This window comes from Xenorhabdus sp. PB30.3 (assembly GCF_963895965.1).
In the GTDB taxonomy this organism is placed as follows: domain Bacteria; phylum Pseudomonadota; class Gammaproteobacteria; order Enterobacterales; family Enterobacteriaceae; genus Xenorhabdus; species Xenorhabdus stockiae.
The window spans coordinates 1-2,855 of record NZ_CAWQMW010000075.1 but is presented as its reverse complement, the minus strand read 5'-3'; the positions used below and the strand labels follow the sequence as shown (position 1 = coordinate 2,855).

At 52.3% G+C, this 2,855-nt stretch carries 3 protein-coding genes; all 3 read left to right on the top strand.

The window, feature by feature from the left end:
* The first annotated feature begins 120 nt into the window (after positions 1 to 120).
* Genes AACX38_RS05500 through AACX38_RS05490 form a run of 3 tightly spaced genes read left to right on the top strand, consistent with a single transcriptional unit; the run spans position 121 to position 2,471 of the window.
* On the top strand, positions 121 to 705 hold the full coding sequence (locus tag AACX38_RS05500) for an ATP-binding protein (protein ID WP_228865868.1): 585 nt from the start codon (positions 121 to 123) through the stop codon (positions 703 to 705).
* Positions 702 to 2,063, top strand: a complete 1,362-nt coding sequence (locus AACX38_RS05495; protein ID WP_228865867.1) for a replicative DNA helicase — start codon at positions 702 to 704, stop codon at positions 2,061 to 2,063. Before AACX38_RS05500 ends, AACX38_RS05495 begins: the two co-directional genes overlap by 4 nt.
* 18 nt (positions 2,064 to 2,081) lie before the next feature.
* A complete protein-coding gene (locus AACX38_RS05490) occupies positions 2,082 to 2,471 on the top strand; it encodes an antiterminator Q family protein (protein WP_228865866.1) in 390 nt (129 codons plus the stop codon).
* Positions 2,472 to 2,855: the final 384 nt, after the last annotated feature.

The window sequence follows — 2,855 nt, the reverse complement described above, 5'->3', positions numbered from 1 at the left end:
CCTGACAAGCAGAAATCCGGTCGGCAGCCCCAAGTCAACACCCATAGCGGATTTGAGCACAAGTGTTATGAATCACACGGCGCGAGCTGGACAAAAAATCTTTAAGGAGCATCAGACGTGATGGAAACAACGGAACCGGGAATATTGAACATCGTTCCCCGCTTTGCGCAGGCCAGCTTTGCCACCTACCAGCCACAGAACCACAGGGCAGAAACCAATCTGAAAACCTGTCAGGGCTACGTCCAGACATGGGCGGAACGCAAGCGGGCAGGGGAAGGCATGATCCTGTGCGGGCGTCAGGGCACGGGCAAAACCCACCTTGCTGTCGCTTTGTGCCGGGAAATTGCCGCAGGCGGGGATGAAGCCGTGTTTATCACCACCGCCTCACGCATCATCCGGGCATTTCGTCGCTCATGGAACAGCGAGGGTGAAATGAGTGAATTTGATACCCTGAAATTTTACAGCGAGCGGGATTTGCTGGTGATTGACGAAATCGGCGTGCAGTACGGCACCGAGTCTGAACGCCATATTCTGTTTGAGGTGCTGAATAATCGCTATGAAGATCTGCTGCCCACCATTCTGATCAGTAATTTGCCCGTGACTGAGCTGGCGCAGTTTTTGGGTGACCGGACGCTGGACCGAGTGCTTCAGGGCGGCACGGTACTGGCCTTTGACTGGGAAAGCTACCGGAGGGAAATCGCATGAATGTCTATGATTTGGAAATGGCCGTTATCAGTGGCTTGTTATCCGGTGGGGCGACCCCGGATGCCTACGACGTATTAGCGGTGTTACCGGATGAGGCGTTCAGTTCCGTTCATCTGCGCCGGGTGTACGGCGAAATCAAAAAGCAGGCCCTGAGCAGTGCGATTATCGATCCCTTTTTCATTGCGGATGCGATGGGCGAAGAACGCGGTATTCTGGCTAACTTGCTGGAATTAGCCAAAACGCCGGTCTGGCGGGCCAATTTAAAGGGCTATGCGGAAAAAGTCATGCGTTACTGGCGGGTACGTCAGGTCACTGATCTGATTAACCGCTACCAGCAAGAGATCCAGGACTGTGGCAATCACACGCAAGCGGAAGCACTGGTTGAGGCATTTGCCTCCCGGTTTAACGGGATATCCCAGAGCGAGAGTCGCTTACAGCCTGTGGTCATCGGCGACTTACTGGACAGGCACGTTGAAACACTGGAGGCGCGCAATCAGGGCAAGACCGGCATGATCCTGACAGGCATTGAGCCGCTGGACGAACTGACCGGCGGATTTAACCCGACTGACCTGATTTTACTGGGCGGACGTCCGGGCATGGGAAAAACGGAACTGGCCCTGTGTATGATTGAAGGCATGACCCGCAACGGGGGCGGGGCGTTGTTGTTTTCCATGGAAATGGCAGCGCAACAAATTGCCGAGCGCATGGTGGCAGGTTCGGCGGCGATGCCGGTGTCTAAACTCCGAAACTGCGAACTGTATGATGAGGACTGGGGGCGTATTGGCAATGCACTGGGTTCGCTTATCGACCGGGATATTCATGTGCTGGATGCCAGCGATCTGAGTGTCGAACAAATTTGTGCTATCAGTGAAACCCATAAGCGTCGTCACCCGAACTTAAAGGGCATTTTCGTCGACTACCTTGGGTTGATTAGAAAACCGCGGGCTGACCGTCATGACTTAGCGGTGGCAGAAATATCGAAGGCACTGAAAGGCTTGGCGAAACGGCTGCATACCCCGGTCACGGCCTTGAGCCAGCTCTCAAGGGACGTGGATAAACGCCCCCTGCATCAGCGTCGCCCGATAGCAGCTGACTTACGTGATTCCGGCTCACTGGAGCAGGATGCGGATCGCATCCTTTTTACGTATCGAGATGGAGTGTATAACCCATTCAGTCCCGCCGGCCAATACGCGGAAATTATTCTGGAGAAGAACCGTCACGGGCAAACCGGCACAGTTTATCAGGCATTCCGGCACGGTCATTACCTGCCGACTGATCAGATATCGGCAGCCGAAATGTGCCGCCGGCCGCAACAAACTCAACAAAAACAACGCCGTTATGCTGACAGGGCGCTTTGATCACAGGGGAGGGTATGAATGCGTGATATTCAGTTAGTGATGGAGCGCTGGGGCGCATGGGCGGCGGATAATCGTGACGGGGTTTACTGGTCCTCCATTGCGGCGGGCTTCAAAGGGTTAATCCCGAACCGGGTGAAATCCCGCGTACAGTGTTGTGATGATGATGCCCTGATTATCGCCAGTTGCATGGCAAAACTGAATCAGCAACAGAGTGAGGCGCACGATCTGCTGTTTGATTATTACGTCTTTGGTAAAACCTTTATGCAACTCGCCCATGATCATCATTGTTCGGATACGCACATCGGGAAGCGATTACAAAAGGCCGAAGGCGTGATTGACGGGATGTTAATGATGCTGGATATTGCACTGGACATGGATAAAGACATCCCGTTAGTGCAATATCCCTGATGTGACGGCCTATAAAAATAACGCTTTACGATCGTAAAAACGGTGCTATTGTGATAAACGTGATAGCAAAGTCACCCGGCTTATTCATACCCGGCAGCTTAAACCTTGCTCCGTGCAAGGTTTTTTTACGCCTGAAATAAACATAAGACTTGCTGTTGTCTTTGGTCAGAGTTACATGTGTGTTCATGCATAAAAACTGCCCGGAGGGTTAAATTTATCATGCTAAAACATGAAGATATGACAATAACAGCCGCCTGTGTTTTAGATGCCGTGCCTTTGCATACGTGGTTTTCTGTTTCTGAAGTGTCTAAATTAATGGGGCTGCCTGAACCCCGTTGCCAACTATTGTTAACCCAATTTCGTCTGGCGGGTTTAATGGAAAGC